General features: G+C 65.1%; 15 protein-coding genes. 6 read left to right on the top strand and 9 right to left on the bottom strand.

Translation table 11 applies throughout. The features are described from left to right. Positions 1–31: 31 nt before the first annotated feature. Complete coding sequence (locus IWY39_RS09015; protein WP_181316820.1) at positions 32–517, bottom strand: hypothetical protein; 486 nt, start codon at positions 515–517, stop codon at positions 32–34. A gap of 133 nt (positions 518–650) precedes the next feature. Here IWY39_RS09015 and IWY39_RS09020 point away from each other — a divergent pair, with 133 nt between their 5' ends. Then, positions 651–1,535 carry an aldose 1-epimerase family protein gene (locus IWY39_RS09020; protein WP_107125754.1) on the top strand — a complete coding sequence of 295 codons (885 nt, stop codon included), beginning with the start codon at positions 651–653 and terminating at the stop codon, positions 1,533–1,535. 143 nt (positions 1,536–1,678) lie between these two features. Continuing rightward, positions 1,679–3,256: a peptide chain release factor 3 gene (locus IWY39_RS09025; protein WP_017181161.1), complete on the top strand. Its 1,578-nt coding sequence runs from the start codon at positions 1,679–1,681 to the stop codon at positions 3,254–3,256. A gap of 12 nt (positions 3,257–3,268) precedes the next feature. Here IWY39_RS09025 and IWY39_RS09030 read toward each other — a convergent pair whose 3' ends face one another. Together IWY39_RS09030 and IWY39_RS09035 are read right to left on the bottom strand one after the other, a co-directional pair. Beyond that, a complete protein-coding gene (locus IWY39_RS09030; RefSeq protein WP_107125755.1) occupies positions 3,269–4,540 on the bottom strand; it encodes a spinster family MFS transporter in 1,272 nt (423 codons plus the stop codon). Positions 4,541–4,647: 107 nt separating this feature from the next. After that, complete coding sequence (locus tag IWY39_RS09035; RefSeq protein ID WP_107125756.1) at positions 4,648–7,005, bottom strand: TonB-dependent receptor; 2,358 nt, start codon at positions 7,003–7,005, stop codon at positions 4,648–4,650. 159 nt (positions 7,006–7,164) lie between these two features. On the opposite strand from IWY39_RS09035, the gene IWY39_RS09040 reads away from it, so the two are divergent. Together IWY39_RS09040 and IWY39_RS09045 are read left to right on the top strand one after the other, a co-directional pair. Next, complete coding sequence (locus IWY39_RS09040) at positions 7,165–7,779, top strand: TetR/AcrR family transcriptional regulator (protein ID WP_107125757.1); 615 nt, start codon at positions 7,165–7,167, stop codon at positions 7,777–7,779. A gap of 58 nt (positions 7,780–7,837) precedes the next feature. After that, on the top strand, positions 7,838–8,332 hold the full coding sequence (locus IWY39_RS09045) for a nucleoside deaminase (RefSeq protein ID WP_165418783.1): 495 nt from the start codon (positions 7,838–7,840) through the stop codon (positions 8,330–8,332). Positions 8,333–8,338: 6 nt separating this feature from the next. Here the strand turns inward: IWY39_RS09045 and metW are convergent, their stop codons facing one another. Together metW and metX are read right to left on the bottom strand one after the other, a co-directional pair. Continuing rightward, the gene (gene metW, locus IWY39_RS09050) at positions 8,339–8,932 is read right to left on the bottom strand and encodes a methionine biosynthesis protein MetW (protein WP_017181166.1); all 594 of its coding nucleotides are present in this window, start codon (positions 8,930–8,932) and stop codon (positions 8,339–8,341) included. After that, positions 8,929–10,065 (bottom strand): homoserine O-acetyltransferase MetX, encoded by a 1,137-nt coding sequence (gene metX / locus IWY39_RS09055; RefSeq protein ID WP_026149520.1) that lies wholly within the window; start codon positions 10,063–10,065, stop codon positions 8,929–8,931. Before metX ends, metW begins: the two co-directional genes overlap by 4 nt. An 88-nt stretch (positions 10,066–10,153) precedes the next feature. On the opposite strand from metX, the gene hisC reads away from it, so the two are divergent. Together hisC and IWY39_RS09065 are read left to right on the top strand one after the other, a co-directional pair. Beyond that, positions 10,154–11,275, top strand: coding sequence for a histidinol-phosphate transaminase (gene hisC, locus IWY39_RS09060; RefSeq protein WP_107125759.1), 1,122 nt, complete (start codon positions 10,154–10,156; stop codon positions 11,273–11,275). Positions 11,276–11,279: 4 nt separating this feature from the next. Then, complete coding sequence (locus tag IWY39_RS09065; protein ID WP_107125760.1) at positions 11,280–12,185, top strand: prephenate/arogenate dehydrogenase family protein; 906 nt, start codon at positions 11,280–11,282, stop codon at positions 12,183–12,185. Between the two features lie 64 nt (positions 12,186–12,249). Here the strand turns inward: IWY39_RS09065 and IWY39_RS09070 are convergent, their stop codons facing one another. The 4 genes from IWY39_RS09070 to ftsE are packed head-to-tail and all read right to left on the bottom strand — an operon-like array spanning position 12,250 to position 15,115. Further along, positions 12,250–12,957 carry a lysophospholipid acyltransferase family protein gene (locus tag IWY39_RS09070; RefSeq protein ID WP_107125761.1) on the bottom strand — a complete coding sequence of 236 codons (708 nt, stop codon included), beginning with the start codon at positions 12,955–12,957 and terminating at the stop codon, positions 12,250–12,252. A gap of 15 nt (positions 12,958–12,972) precedes the next feature. Next, complete coding sequence (locus IWY39_RS09075; RefSeq protein ID WP_019052183.1) at positions 12,973–13,503, bottom strand: YdcF family protein; 531 nt, start codon at positions 13,501–13,503, stop codon at positions 12,973–12,975. Then, the gene (locus IWY39_RS09080; protein WP_107125762.1) at positions 13,500–14,405 is read right to left on the bottom strand and encodes a cell division protein FtsX; all 906 of its coding nucleotides are present in this window, start codon (positions 14,403–14,405) and stop codon (positions 13,500–13,502) included. Before IWY39_RS09080 ends, IWY39_RS09075 begins: the two co-directional genes overlap by 4 nt. After that, the gene (ftsE, locus tag IWY39_RS09085; protein WP_017181173.1) at positions 14,405–15,115 is read right to left on the bottom strand and encodes a cell division ATP-binding protein FtsE; all 711 of its coding nucleotides are present in this window, start codon (positions 15,113–15,115) and stop codon (positions 14,405–14,407) included. The genes IWY39_RS09080 and ftsE overlap by 1 nt, the downstream gene beginning before the upstream one ends. Positions 15,116–15,130: the final 15 nt, after the last annotated feature.

Here is a 15,130-nt window from a genome sequence, read left to right on the forward strand (position 1 = left end):
TACCCCCACGGGGTTATGGCGAGGAATATGCTCAGCTTGTGATCTTGCAGCCCTTGCTCGTCGCCATGCCCCGCAGATAGCCGCGCCTGGCGATCCCCGCCGTGATCGCCGCCTGCAAACGCCGTTCCTGCGGCGCGGCGCCGCTGATTTCCCGCACCAGCCCGCGGAACGGGATGAGCGAATTGACGATCGTCTTGCCGACCGCCTCGGCAATCTTGCCCGCGCGATTCTCGTTGGCCTTGGCGCCGACGGTGAAATCCTCGCCCAGCACCGCGTTCAGTTCACCCAGCGATGCTTTCAGCCCCTTGCAGCTGCGCGATGGAGGAGGCGCATAGGGATTTTCCACTGCCTTCACCAGCACCGGCGGTATTTCGTCCTTGTCCAGGCCAATGTCGCGGACCGGCTGGCTGGCGATATTGCCCGCCTTCTTGAACGTCTCATCCTTTGGCTTTTCCGCTTCCTGCGCCAGCGCCGATGTCGACCAGAATAGTAGCGCGGCCATTGCGTATAGTTTCATCATCATGTCTCCCGCCGGACAAAACCAGCGATGCAATCTTTCGGTTCCCTTGCGAAACGAGCGCGCGTCGGGGCGAGACAGGCGACGGCATCGGCGTTAAGGCAGGCCCGCTTCAACAGGAGGACAGCAGGACGTGACAGACGCACCGGTCGGCATCGCTTCGGACCAGCTTGGCGCCACCATATCCGCCCAGGGCGCTGAACTCTGGTCGCTGCGCGATGCGCAGGGGCGCGAGTTGATGACCGACGCCGACCCGCGCTGGTGGACGGGCCATGCCCCCTTGCTCTTCCCCTTTGTCGGGCGGTCGCGCGGCGATGCCTATCGGCTGGACGGGCGCGATTATGCCATGCCCCAGCACGGCTTTGCCCGCCGCAGCACTTTCGCGCTGGTCGAACGCAGCGACAGCGCCGCGACCTTCCGGCTGGAAGCGGATGCGGCGAGCCTGCTTGTCTATCCCTTCGCCTTCCGGCTCGACATGGGTTTCGCGATCGAAGGCGCGCGCCTGTGCATGACCGCGACCGTGACCAACCGGGGGGAGGCTGTCATGCCCTTTTCCTTCGGCTATCACCCCGCCTTCGCCTGGCCCCTGCCCTATGGCGGCGCGCTGGAGGATCACCGCATCCTCTTTGAAAAGCCCGAACCCGCGCCGATCCGCAAGGTGGGCGCGGAACCCGGCCTGATCGCGCGGGAAGCCGTGGCGTCCCCGGTCGATGGCGACACGCTGGTCCCCAGCCATGCCATGTTCGAAGGGGATGCGCTGATCTGGGATGATCTCGCCAGCCGCTCCTTGCTCTGGGGCGTGCCGGGCCAGCCGCGCCTGAAGATCGACTTTCCCGATACGCCATGGCTGGGCCTATGGCAGAAGCCGGGCGCCCATTATTTGTGCGTCGAACCCTGGGCGGGGATGGCCGATCTGGTCGGGTTCGAAGGCGATGTGTGGGCAAAGCAGGGCATCATCGCGCTGCCACCGGGCGAGAGCCGCGCCTTCCGCATGGACGTCAGCCTTGTGGACGTGTAACGGCGCAACCTAGATTCCGTTCGCCCTGAGCGAAGTCGAAGCCCTCCACTGAGTGAAGCCGAAGTGCCTCGCCTCCGCTCGGCATGGCCCTTCGACTTCGCTCAGGGCGAACGGCTTTATTACTCCCGACCCAGAAAATCATCATGACCATTCCATCCCGCCGCACCTTCGCGATCATTTCCCATCCTGACGCCGGCAAGACCACGCTGACCGAGAAGCTGCTGCTGGAGGGTGGCGCGATCCACCTGGCCGGTGAGGTCAAGGCACGCGGCGCGAACCGGCGTGCGCGGTCGGACTGGATGAAGATCGAGCAGCAGCGCGGCATTTCCGTCACCTCCTCGGTCATGACGTTCGAGCGGACGCGCGATGGCGAGACGATCACGTTCAACCTGCTCGATACGCCGGGTCACGAAGATTTCAGCGAGGACACCTACCGCACCCTGACCGCCGTCGATTCCGCCGTGATGGTGATCGACGCGGCCAAGGGTATCGAGCCGCAGACGCGCAAGCTGTTCGAGGTGTGCCGCCTGCGCAACCTGCCCATCATCACCTTCGTCAACAAGGTGGACCGCGAGGGCCGCGAGACGTTCGGTCTGCTCGACGAGGTGGCGGACCAGTTGCAGCTGGACGTATGCCCGATGAGCTGGCCGGTGGGCATGGGTGGCGAGTTTGAGGGCATATATGACTTCGCCACAAACCGGCTGATGCAGCCCAGCGGGCCAAGCCGCGAATTTGACGGCACCCGGCACCAGTTTACCGGGCTGGACGATCCGAAACTCGCCGATTTCCTGTCGCCCGACGGGCTGGAGAAATTGCGCGAGGAGGCCGAATTGTCGCAGGGCGGCTATGCCGAATTCGACCTTGCCCGCTATCGTCAGGGAGACCTGACGCCGGTTTATTTCGGCTCCGCGCTCAAATTGTTCGGCGTTACCGAGTTGATCGACGCGCTGGCGGCCCACGCCCCGCCGCCGCGCGCGCAGCCCGCAGAGCCCGCCGCCGTCGAGCCGGAGGGCAGCGAAGTCACCGGCTTCATCTTCAAGGTGCAGGCCAATATGGACCCGATGCACCGCGACCGCATCGCCTTCATGCGGCTGGTGTCGGGCAAGTTCCGGCGCGGCATGAAGCTGACGCCCAGCGGGTCGGGCAAGGCGCTGGCGGTCCATTCGCCGATCCTCTTCTTCGCGCAGGACCGCGAACTGGCGGATGAGGCCTATCCCGGCGACATTATCGGCATTCCCAACCATGGCGCGCTGCGCGTGGGCGATACGCTGAGCGAAAAGCCCGGCCTGCGCTTTACCGGCCTGCCCAATTTCGCGCCGGAAATATTGCGCCGGGTCCAATTGAAAGACCCGACCAAGACCAAGCAGCTGCGCAAGGCGCTCGATGACCTGTCCGAAGAGGGCGTGATCCAGGTATTCTACCCGGAAATCGGCAGCAATTGGGTCGTCGGCGTGGTGGGGCAATTGCAGCTGGAAGTGCTGATTTCCCGACTGGACGCGGAATATAAGGTCGCCGCCGCGCTGGAGCCTTCACCCTTCGATACGGCCCGCTGGATCAGTGGCGATGAGGGTGCGATCAAGGATTTCGTCGGCTTCAACGCGGCCAACATGGCCAAGGACCGCGATGGCGCGCTGGTATTCATGGCCCGCAGCGCATGGGACATCGGCTATCAGCAGGAACGCCACCCCAAGCTGAAGTTCAGCGCGACCAAGGAGCGGTAATCCCCCCGGTGGCTAGGCGCTGACCCAATCCTTGCGCAGCGCCCGGCCCGCCAATGCCATGAACAGACCGGCCAATAGATAGAAGCCCAGCGCCGCGACGATGGCATAGCGCAGCGCCTCCACGCCATAAGCGGGCGTCAGCGCGTCCGACAAAGCCCCTACGCTCCACGATCCCAGCCCCAGCCCGACCAGATTGTTGATCAGCAGGAAACTCGCCGCGGCGCTGGCGCGCATATGGGCGGGGACGAGATGCTGAACGGCGGTCAGCACCGGGCCGAGCCAGACATAGACCAAGGCCTGCGGGATCAGGAACAGCGCAAAGGCAAAGCCCACATTGTCGGACAGCACGCCGACCACGAACAGGGGCATTCCCACGACATAGCTGATCGCGGGTACCCAGGCATAATAGGCCTTGTCCCTGTTACCCATCGCATCGCCCAGCCAGCCGCCCAGCAACACGCCCGCCACGCCGCCGATCAGCAGCAGCGCCCCCAGAAACTGGCCCGCGCCCAACAGGTCCAGGCCAAAGCTGCGCATCAGCAGGCTGGGCAGCCAGAAGGCGACGCCATAGCCGCACATCGAACTGCACGCCGCGCCCAGCGCCAGCAGCCAGAAGCCGCGCTTGGCCGCCAATATGCCGAATACGGCGCTGACCGGCACGGCATTGTTCGCCAGTACCGGGCGTGCTGGTTCGCGCACCACCAGCCGGAACAGGGGCGCGATCAGCAAGCCAGCCACGCCGACCGCGATGAAGGCGGTGCGCCACTCGACCGCCTGCGCGATATAACCGCCCAGCAGCACGCCGCCCGCCGATCCCAGGGGGATGCCCAGCGAATAGATGGACAGCGCGCGCGCGCGCTGGTGCGTCGGGAAATAGTCGGAGATCACGGCATAGGATGGCGCGACGCCGCCTGCCTCCCCCACGCCCACGCCGACGCGAAAAGCGAACATCTGCCAGAAGCTGCCCGCCATGCCGCACAGCGCGGTAAAGCCGCTCCATACCGCAAGGCTGACGGTGATCACCCAGGTCCGGCTGGTCCGGTCGGCCAGCAATGCCAGGGGAATCGCCAGCGTCGAATAGAGCAGCGCAAAGGCGATCCCGCCCAGCGCGCCCAATTGCCCGTCGGTGAGGCCCAGTTCCGCCTTGATCGGCCCGGCGAGGATGCCCAGAATCTGCCGGTCGAGGAAGTTGAAGGTGTAGACGAGCAGCAGCATCGCCAGCACGACACCGCGATAGGCGGGGGAAACGGGGGGAGAGGCGGAGGGAACCGTTCGGTCTGTCATATATGCTCCTTACGCCCCTTGCCGCACAGCAAAAGCGTGTTCCCGCGCAGGCGGGAAACCAGTCCCGCCCCTGGAACCGGATTCGTGCCCGCGCGGGAATACCGAACCTAGAACTTCACCGTTCCGGTCACGAACACCTGCCGCGGATTGCCGTAGAACGCGGTCAGCGTGCCTTCGCGGCCCAATGAAGGGGTCGGGAAGCCAGCGGCATTGTTAATGATTGCGCCGGTCGTCGCATTGGCCGCGACGAAGGTATAGCCCGACGTCTTATATTCCTTGTCCAGCAGGTTCTTGCCATGCAGCCCCAGTGTCCAGCGGTCGTCCGGCGCGGTGTAAACGATGCTGGCGTCCCACAGGGCATAGCCCTTCTGGTCGATATAGGGGTTGGGGATTTCAAACTGATAGGTCTTGCTGCGCCATGAAAGGGTGCTGCCCGCATAGAGGCTGCCGTCGCCGACCGGCGTGGTGTAGCCGAGCGTGCCGCTGGCGGTCCATTTGGGGGTATTCTGCACCTTGCGGAACGCGGCCACATCGGTCGGCACCCCGCCGATATTGGTCACATATTCGCGATATTCGGCGTCGATATAGCCGACCGCCGTGGACAGGCTCAAACGGTCGCCGCCCGTCAGGAAATCCTGCGCCAGCCGGGCGTTGCTTTCAAATTCCAGCCCCTTGAACCGCGCCTTGCCCGCATTGGACACGACACCGCAGAAGGACGGCGTCGGCACGCCGCCCACGCTGACGGTGCAGGCGACCGAGCCGGGGATCTGCACGTCGTTATAGTCGGCATAGAAGCCCGCGACCGCGACATAGAGCGCGCCGTTCATGAAGTTGCCCTTATAGCCCACTTCATAGCTTTTGACGCTTTCGGGACGGAAGCTCAGGAAGGACGCGATCTCGCTATCTTCGCGAATGCCGTTGCCGTTGAGGTCGGGCGCATTGGTGCCCACCCCGCGCGGATCGAAGCCGCCGCCCTTGAAGCCCTGCGCATAGCTGGCATAGATATTGTGATCGGGCGTCGGCTTATAGCTGATCGAAACACGGGGCGTGAACTTCTTATATTCGCGCTGACCGTTGAAATCGGTGCTGGGCGCGCCGAATGCCACGCCTGCGCCGCCGAAGACGGGCGATCCGCCACCCAGATAATTCTGCCGCAAAATGTCCGCGCGGCGCTTGTCCCAGGTATAGCGACCGCCCGCCGAAATGCTCAGCTGCTGCGAAATGTCGAAGGTGAAGTCGCCGAACACGGCATAGGTTTCCGTGTCGACATCGGCCTGGGTAAAGGCGGTCAGGCCAGCAACGGTCGTGAACAGCCGCACGTCGAACGCGGTATCGGCCTTGGCATCCAGATAATAGAAGCCAAGCATGCCATGCAGCGGGCCGCTGTCATAAAGAAGCTGGAATTCCTGGCTCAGCTGCTCGTTGAAGTAGAAGGCCGGTACGTCGACATCGACGGCGGGCAGCGCGTCGAAATCGATCGGCGATGCGCTGTCATCCTTGCGCCACGCGCTGATCGACCGCAGCGTCACCGCGTCCGACAGTTCAGCCGTGATGTTCATCGATAGCCCGTAGGACTTCACATATTGCTTGGGGTCGGCAAGGCCGCCGCGCGTGTCGAACACGTCGTCCAGCACCGGCGCGCCCGACAGCTGGCCGGGAATCAGGCGGTGGCCGCCGCGCGCATTGCTGTTATCCTTGGTATAATCGCCGGTAATCCGCATCAGCACCGGCTGGCCATAGCCGCCCATTTCGAACGTGCCGCGCGCGGCCCAGACATCCTTGTTGTAATTATCTTCGCCGGTGGTCAGATTCTTGCCAAAGCCGCCGCGCGACAGGCGGGCGAGTGCGCCGCCGACCCGGATCATGTCACCGACCGGGGCCGACACGCTGATGATGCCATCGGCCTGATCATAGGTGCCGTAGCTGCCCTTGATCTTGAGCGCGAAGTCCTGCGGCAGCATCTTGGTCACATATTTGACCGCGCCGCCGATCGTGTTGCGGCCATAGAGCGTCCCCTGCGGCCCACGCAGCACCTCGATCCGATCGACATCATAAATGTCGAGGATCGCGCCCTGCGGCCGGTTCAGGTAAACATCGTCCAGATAGATGCCGACGCCCTGTTCAAAACCGGACACGGGATCCTGCTGACCCACGCCGCGGATGAAGGCGGTCAGCGTCGAATTGGTGCCGCGCGATGCTTCCAGCGTGGTGTTGGGCGTGAAGTTGGCGAGATCGGTAATGTCGATCGCGCCCTGGCTTTCCAGCTTCTCCCCGGAAAAGGCGCTGACCGCGATCGGCACGCTGACCAGCGTTTCCTCGCGGCGGCGGGCGGTGACGACGATCGCGCCTTCGCTGTCGTCGACGGCGGCTTGCGGCGCGTCCTGCGCGACCGCGGGCAGGGCCAGCGCCCCGGTCCAGGCGGCGGAGGCAAGGGCGAGAGCGCGGATGCTGTGATGAGCCTTCATGAGCGGAACCTCTCCTGAATGATGCGCCCGTTTGGCGGGTCGCCATGTGTCTTGACCGATTCGATAATGAAAGTTGAACCAGCTTTCAACTTCAAATATGGAGCAGGCTATCGATGCGACCAGATTGCGCTAAAAAGAACACAGCGACGGGGAGAGACTATGACCGACCAGGGGCCAGGCAGGGACGACAAGACGCCCCGCACGGCGCGCGGGGAACGCACCCGCCGCGGCCTGCTGGCCGCCGCCGCGCAGGAATTTGGCGAAAAGGGATTCCACGAAGGATCAATCAGCGGAATCACCCGCCGCGCGGGCTGTGCGCTGGGCAGTTTCTACACCTATTTCGACAGCAAGGACGATATTTTCCGCGCGCTGGTGGCCGATATGTCGGGGCAGGTGCGCGACTATGTGTCACCCCGGATCGCGCAGGCGCGCGACGGCATCGACGCCGAACGAATCGGGCTGCTCAGCTTTCTGGAGTTCGCCCGGTCGCACAAGGAACTCTATCGCATCATCGACGAATCGGAATTTGTCGATGCCGCCGCCTACCGCGCCCATTATGAAAATACCGCGGCCCGCATGGCGACGCGCCTGGCCAGGGCAGCAGAGCGCGGCGACGTGCGCCCGGACGTGGAGGAGGTGCATGCCTGGGCGATCATGGGCATGAATGTCTTTCTGGGGCTGCGCTACGGCGTCTGGGACGACAGCCGCCCGGCGGACGAGATTGCCGCCATCGCCAATGCGCTGATCGAAAAGGGCATTGGCCGCCCGCAATAAGCGGAGCAAAACCGGCGCTGGCGCTTTGTGGCGGTTCACCCACCGGAGCATTGCCGCCATGATTACACCGACCGACCGCCAGTGGATGCAGCGCGCCATTGCCTTGGCACGCAGCAAGGGCAGTACCCCTGCCGACACGCCGATCGCCGCGATCATCGTGATCGACGGCCGCGTCCTGGCGGAACAGGTCAACCAGACGGAGGAGCATAAGGACGCCACCGCGCATGCGGAGATCATGGCGATCCGTGCCGCCGGTCCGGTCCATGGCGACATGGACCTGCGCGGGGCCACGCTTTATTCCACGCTCCAGCCATGCGGCATGTGCACCATGGCGTCGATCTGGGCGAAAGTTGGCCGGATCGTTTACGGCGCGGGCCGGGACGATGTGCATCGCATGTATTTCGAGGACCGCCATCTCGACACGATGGATTTCGTGCGCGACGCGTGGCGCGACGATCTTGTGCTGGAAGGGGGATGCGAGACGCAGCTTTGCGCCAGCCTCTATTACCGGCCCCAGGACGATGTGCCGATCGAGGAACAGGGCAATATCTGACCCGGCCTATTTCCGCAGCAGAAACACCGCATGTTCGGCAAACAGATTGGCGTTGGCGTGGGTGGTTTCCCTGTCGCCCTTCAGAAACCATTGCCCGTCGATGGTCCAGCCGCGATCCTTCACCAGCGCGCGGAAATCGTCCACGGTCACATGATGGATATTGAGCGTGTCATACCATGTGTCGGGCAATAGCCGCGTCACCGGCATCCGCCCGCCCCACAGCAGCGAAATCCGCCCGCGCCAATGGGCGAAATTGGGGAAGGATACGAAGGCCTGGGCGGCGATCCGCAGCAATTCCTCCACCACCAGATCGGGCCGCCGGGTCGTCTGGAGCGTCTGGCTCAATATCGCATAGTCGAAACTGGCGTCGGGATAATAGCGCAGGTCCGTGTCGGCATCCCCCTGCACCACCGACAGGCCGCGCCCGACCGCATCGGCGACGTTCGACCCGTCAAGCTCCAGCCCGCGCGCGTCGACCCCGGCATTGTCGCGCAGCGCCGCCATCAGCGCGCCGTCGCCACAGCCGACGTCCAGCACCCGCGCGCCCTGCCGCACGGTGCGCGCGATCAGCGCCAGATCGGGGCGCAACTGATCGCTCACGCCCGGCCGCCTTTCAGGAAGCCATCGACCACCCGGTTGAGTTCGGGACATTCCAGCAGGAAGGCGTCATGCCCGAACGGGCTGGACAGTTCGACGAAACTGGCCTGCGCCCCGCCCGCATTCAGCGCATGGACGATGATCCGCGATTCCGCCGTGGGATAGAGCCAGTCGGTATCGAAACTGACAAGGCAGAAACGCGCCTTGCTGGCTGTGAAGGCCATGGCCAGCGACCCGCCATGATCCTCTGCAATGTCGTAATAGTCCATGGCGCGGGTGATGTAGAGATAGGAGTTGGCGTCGAACCGCTCGACAAAGCTCAGCCCCTGATGGCGCAAATAGCTTTCCACCTGAAAATCCGCATCGAAGCCGAAGGTCTTGGCATCGCGGCCCTGGAGGCGCCGTCCGAATTTCTCGGTCAGCCCCGCTTCGGACAGGTAGGTAATATGCGCCGCCATCCGCGCAACGGCCAGACCCGCGCTCGGCACCTGCCCGTCGGCATAATAATCGCCCCCGCGCCAGTTGGGATCGGCCATGATCGCCTGCCGCCCGACTTCATGAAAGGCGATATTCTGCGCGCTGTGCCGCGCGGTCGAGGCGATGACGATGCAGCGTTCCACCCGGTCGGCGAACAAGGTCGGCCAGGTCAGCGCCTGCATGCCGCCCATCGACCCGCCGATCACGGCGTAGAGCCGGTCGACGCCCAGATGGTCGAGCAGCATCGCCTGCGCCCGCACCATGTCGGCAATGGTCAGCACGGGAAAGCGCATGGCGAAGGGCAGGCCGGTCGCCACGTCCAGGCTGGCCGGGCCGCTCGACCCCATGCAACTGCCGACGACATTGGCGCAGATGATGAAATGGCGTGCCGGATCGACCGGCTTCCCCTCTCCCACCAGCCGCCACCACCAGCCGGGCTTGCCCGTCACGGGATGGTCGGACGCGACATATTGGTCGCCAGTCAGCGCATGGCAGATCAGGATCGCATTGGATCGATCCGGGTTCAGCGTGCCATAGGTTTCATAGGCGATGTCGACCGGCCCCAGCGCCGCGCCGCTGTCCAGCGACAATGGCCCGGCAAGCCGAACCTGTCGGCGCAGGCCGAAACGACTATCATCTGTCATTGAAAGGCTGGCCATGGTCGCGCCGGGCTAGGACCACGGCGGAGCGCTGTCAATCTGGACGGGCGCTTTGCCTTTGGCGCGGAAGCCGCTAAAGCCCGTCGCCATGACAGAGACACTTGCAAACACCCTGACAAAGCCATCGCCCAAGGACTGGATTCTTGGCATTTCGCCCTATGTGCCGGGCAAGGCGGCGGCCGATGATGGCCGCCCGCTGATCAAACTGTCGGCCAATGAAAATCCGCTGGGGACGGGCGACGCCGCGCGCGCTGCGCTGGTGGCGGCCACCGCCGATCTTGCCACCTATCCCGATCCGAGCGCGACGAAGCTGCGTGAAGCGATCGGCGCGGTGCATGGGCTGGACCCGGCGCGGATCATCTATGGCACCGGGTCGGACGAACTGCTCCACATCGCCGCCAGCGCCTATGCCGGGCCGGGCGATGAAGTGCTGTATGTGCGCTATGGCTTTGCAGTCTATGACATCGCCGCCCGCCGGGTCGGGGCGACCCCGGTGATCGCGCCGGACAAGGATTACGCCACCGACGTCGACGCGCTGCTGGCAGCCGTGACCGAGAAGACGAAGGTCGTGTTCCTGGCCAACCCCAACAACCCGACGGGCACGATGACCAGCCGGGAAGAGATCGCCCGGCTGCATGCGGGCCTGCGCCCCGACATTTTGTTCGTGCTGGATCAGGCCTATGCCGAATATCTGGATGAAGGCGAGGATGATGGGGGCCTGGAACTGGCCAGGACCGCCGGCAATATTTTCGTCACCCGCACCTTCTCCAAAATTCACGGGCTGGCGGCCGAACGGATCGGCTGGGGCTATGCCAGTGCGGAGGTGATCGAGATTCTCCATCGCATCCGCGCGCCGTTCAATGTCACGACCGCGGGCCAGGCTGCCGCCATCGCCGCGATCAACGACAGTGCCTGGATCGAATCGAGCCGCGCCCATAATGCGCGCTGGCGCGAATGGCTGACCGGCGAAATCGGCGCGCTGTCCAATCACGGCCTGCGCGTGGTGCCCAGCAAGACCAATTTCCTGCTGATCCTGTTCGATGGCAAGCTGACCGCCGAGGCCGCGATGAAGGGATTGTGGGAGGCAGGTTACGCCACCCGCTGGCTGCCGGGCCAGGATCTGCCCAACGGCCTGCGCATCACCATCGGCACCGAAGCGCAGGTCCGCGTCGTGGCCGACACGTTGCGCGCCATGGCGGAATCGGCCTGACGCGATGCTGCCTTTCGCCCGGATCACCATCATCGGCCTTGGCCTGATCGGCTCTTCGCTTGCCCGCGCCATCCGGGCGGAGATGCCCACGGCGCGCGTCACTGGCCATGATGCCGATCCGGCGGTGCGCGAAACCGCACGGCGGATAGACCTGTGCGACGACATCACCGACACGCCGGGGGCTTCGGTCACCGACGCGGATCTGGTGGTGCTGTGCGTGCCGGTCCGCGCCATGGGCGCGGCGGCGGCGGAGCTGGCCGACGATCTGCCCGCCGACGCGATCATAAGCGATGTGGGATCGTGCAAGGCGGACGTGCTGGCGCAGTTGGTCGCCGCCCTGCCGGGGCGGACGATCATTCCGGCGCATCCCGTCGCAGGCACCGAAAATAGCGGACCGGAAGCCGGTTTCGCCACCCTGTTCAAGGGGCGCTGGTGCATCGTCACCCCGCCCGCTGACGCTGACCCCATGGCGGTCGAGCGCGTCGCCGAACTGTGGCGGCGGGTCGGCGCGGACGTCGAGACGATGGACCCGGCGCATCATGATCTGGTGCTGGCGGTGACCAGCCATTTGCCGCATCTTATCGCCTACACCATCGTCGGCACGGCCAGCGATCTGGAAAATGTGACGCAATCGGAAGTCATCAAATATTCCGCCGGTGGCTTTCGCGACTTCACCCGCATCGCGGCGTCCGACCCGACGATGTGGCGCGACGTGTTTCTGGCCAACAAGGACGCGGTGCTGGAAATGCTCCAGCGCTTTTCGGAGGATCTGTCAGCGCTGCAACGGGCGATCCGCTGGAATGACGGCGACACGCTGTTCAACCTGTTCACCCATACCCGCGCCATCCGCCGGTCGATCATCGAACAGGGTCAGGACGACGCCAAGCCCGATTTCGGCCGGGCGCATTAGGCCAGTGATCCGATTCTGACATTTGCAGACCCATCCCAGCCGCTAGGGGATGCAAATGTCAAAATCAATCCACTAGGGCCGAGGGCGGGTTCAGCGCGTTGATCGCGGCATGGACCCGCGCTTCGGCCTCCCGCCGGTCCAGCCCGGCGGGCACGACCTCACCGACCTTATAGGTGATGACGCCCGCTTTCTTGAGGAAGCTGCCCTTGGGCGACACCAGCCCGCTGTTGAGCGCAATTGGCACCACCGGCAGCCCCAGCAGCGTATATAATCCGGCAAAGCCAGCCCGTAATGGCGGCGCTTCGCCATGGGGAACGCGGGTGCCTTCGGGAAAGATGCAGACCGCCCTTCCGGCGGCGTTCGCCGCCTTGGCCTGGGTCCGCAACGTCCGCATCGCGCTCGCCCCGGCGGTGCGCTCGATCGGGATCAGGCCATAACGATCGGCAATGGTTCCCCACAGCGGAATATCGAACAGTTCCCGCTTGGCGGCGATGACCGGCCGGTCGAACACGCACAGCATGTCGATCGTCTCGAACATCGATTCATGCTTGACGATATAGAGATAGGGACCAAGCGGCAGGTCACCCTCTATCACCACCTTCTGCCCCAGCAGCCAGCGGGCGCAATAGCGGTGGAACCAGCCCCACAGGGTCGACACCCATCGCAGCGCGGGCGGCGAAAACTGGCCGACGATCAGGGCGACCAGCACCAGCAGCAAGCTGCCCGGATAGAAAATGAGGGAAAAGAGGGTGGAGCGCAGCAAGGTGATCATCGGGGCGCTATGCCATCAAATGCCAAGAAGTGCAGCGGCGCGGCGCAGCAGATATTTATTATATTCCCGCGCCAGCATCGTCAGGCTGGGGCGGCTGGGCACCGCGTCATAGACGATCGCGACCCGGCCGGGCAGCGCCTGCCGCAATTCCAGCGCGGCGCGGCGCATATGCCAGTCCGTCGTGATCAGCCGCACTGTCTTGTAATCGCGCCGTTCCAGCCAGCGGGCGGTTTCGATGGCGTTGGATCGTGTATCGATCGCTTCGCGGCCCAATGTGATGCAGCAGGCGAACAATGTTTCGGGCGCCTGATATTGCGCCGCCAGTTCGACCGGACGGACCGACCGGTCGACGCCGGAAATCAGCATCCGCTTGGCCGCGCCGCCCTCCAGCAAAGCGATGCCCCGGTCGATCCGCCCCGCGCCGCCGGTCAGCACGACGATCGCGTCGGTCTGCCGACCGTCGAGCGGCTGGGGCAGGAAGATCGCGAACCACGCAAAGCCCAGCATCCAGCCCAGTATCGAGACGGCGAACAGCCGGACGATCACAGCGCCCGCCCCAAGGCGCGCAACACCGTCCAGCGCGCTGCCAGCGTCGCCAGCAGAACGCCTGCTATCGGCAGCAGCCCAAGTACCGCCCAACTGGCAGGCGGGAGGCGCACCGCGCCCAGCAGTTCCGACCCGGTCGCACCCAGCCGCAGGCCGATCAGCAGGATGACGAACGCGGCGAAAGCAAAGCCCAGCGCGCTGCCCAGCATCGCGTCGAGGCCAATGCGGCGCTGAAACAGACGGGCGATCTGGACGTCGGTGGCTCCCATCAGGTGCAGCACCTCTATCGTGCCGCGATGGCTGTCATGCGCGCCTCGCGCCGCCAGCACCACGACCGCGCCCGTCGCCAGCGCCATCAGCAGCACGACACCGGCAGCCAGCCAGCCCAGGGCGGAGAGCAAGCCGGCAAGCGGCAGCAGGAAGGCGGCATGCGGCTCGATCCGCAGGGCGGGCGACAATCCCCCCAGCAGGCGGCGCAAGCGCGCGACCTTCGCATCGGCATCGCCCGGCGTCAGCGTCACGTCGATCAGCGCGGGCAGCGGCAGGTCGCCGCTCGTCGCCTCCTCGCCCAGCCAGGGGCGGACCTGATCGGCGAGCAGCGCGGGATCGACGAGCGCGGCAGCCTGCACCCCGTCCGCGCCGCGCAACGCAGCCAGCGCTCGCGCCGCCAGTTGGTCGCGCAGTTGCGGGTTCGCCTCGACCACCTGCACGCTGGCGCGTCCGGCCAGGTCCGCGCTCATGGAGCGAACGGCAGCGCCCAGGCCAAGGCCAGCGGCGGCGGCCAGCACGGTCAGGAACATCATGATCGCGATGATCCACAGCATCGGCCCCGCGACCCGCCCGCCCGGCAACAGGCGATGCCGCGCAGCGGCGGCGGCGCGGCGGTCGGTGCGCGACGCCATCACTCGCCGCCCTGCGGGCGCGGCGGATAGCGTAGCGATCCGGTCGGGTCAGCCAGCCGCCCCTTGTCCAGCCGCATCATCTGCGCGCCCGATACCTGCGCGATCAGCGGCAGATCGTGGGTGGCGACGACGATGGTAGTGCCCAGGCGATTGAGCGCTTCGAACAGGGTCATGAGGCGGCGGGCCATGTCCGCGTCGACGTTGCCGGTCGGTTCGTCCGCCACCAATATTTCGGGTCGCCCGATGACCGCACGGGCGATGGCGACACGCTGCTGCTCCCCGCCCGACAGGGTCGCGGGCCGCGCCTGCCCGCGATCGCCAAGCCCCACCCAGCCGAGCATTTCAGTGACGGGGGCGTCAACCTCCCCCTCCTCCATGCCCGCGACGCGAAGCGGCAGGGCGATATTGTCATAGGCGGACAGATGCGGGACCAGGCGAAAGTCCTGAAACACCACCCCGATACGACGGCGGAAACCGGGCAGGCGCTTGCGCGGCAGGGTCACCACATCCTCGCCGAACAGGCGTATGACGCCGCGACTGGGACGCTGGGCCAGATAGAGCAATTTGAGCAGCGATGTCTTGCCCGCGCCCGACGCGCCGGTCAGGAAATAAAAGCCACCGCCTGCCAGCGTGAAGCTGACGTCGGACAGGGTCTCGCTGTCCAGACCATAGCGCAGACCGACATTCTCGAACTGGACGATGGCCGACATGTCTTGAAATATGGC

This window comes from Sphingobium sp. JAI105, from assembly GCF_015752145.1.
GTDB lineage: Bacteria > Pseudomonadota > Alphaproteobacteria > Sphingomonadales > Sphingomonadaceae > Sphingobium > Sphingobium xenophagum.

Excerpts from the sequence above, each read along its gene's own strand:
- IWY39_RS09015 (WP_181316820.1), bottom strand. The coding sequence starts at position 517 with ATGAAACTATACGCAATGGCCGCGCTACTATTCTGGTCGACATCGGCG.
- IWY39_RS09025 (WP_017181161.1), top strand. The coding sequence starts at position 1,679 with ATGACCATTCCATCCCGCCGCACCTTCGCGATCATTTCCCATCCTGAC.
- IWY39_RS09030 (WP_107125755.1), bottom strand. The coding sequence starts at position 4,540 with ATGACAGACCGAACGGTTCCCTCCGCCTCTCCCCCCGTTTCCCCCGCC.
- IWY39_RS09035 (WP_107125756.1), bottom strand. The coding sequence starts at position 7,005 with ATGAAGGCTCATCACAGCATCCGCGCTCTCGCCCTTGCCTCCGCCGCC.
- IWY39_RS09040 (WP_107125757.1), top strand. The coding sequence starts at position 7,165 with ATGACCGACCAGGGGCCAGGCAGGGACGACAAGACGCCCCGCACGGCG.
- IWY39_RS09045 (WP_165418783.1), top strand. The coding sequence starts at position 7,838 with ATGATTACACCGACCGACCGCCAGTGGATGCAGCGCGCCATTGCCTTG.
- metX (WP_026149520.1), bottom strand. The coding sequence starts at position 10,065 with ATGGCCAGCCTTTCAATGACAGATGATAGTCGTTTCGGCCTGCGCCGA.
- hisC (WP_107125759.1), top strand. The coding sequence starts at position 10,154 with ATGACAGAGACACTTGCAAACACCCTGACAAAGCCATCGCCCAAGGAC.
- IWY39_RS09065 (WP_107125760.1), top strand. The coding sequence starts at position 11,280 with ATGCTGCCTTTCGCCCGGATCACCATCATCGGCCTTGGCCTGATCGGC.
- IWY39_RS09070 (WP_107125761.1), bottom strand. The coding sequence starts at position 12,957 with ATGATCACCTTGCTGCGCTCCACCCTCTTTTCCCTCATTTTCTATCCG.
- IWY39_RS09080 (WP_107125762.1), bottom strand. The coding sequence starts at position 14,405 with ATGGCGTCGCGCACCGACCGCCGCGCCGCCGCCGCTGCGCGGCATCGC.
- ftsE (WP_017181173.1), bottom strand. The coding sequence starts at position 15,115 with ATGTCGGCCATCGTCCAGTTCGAGAATGTCGGTCTGCGCTATGGTCTG.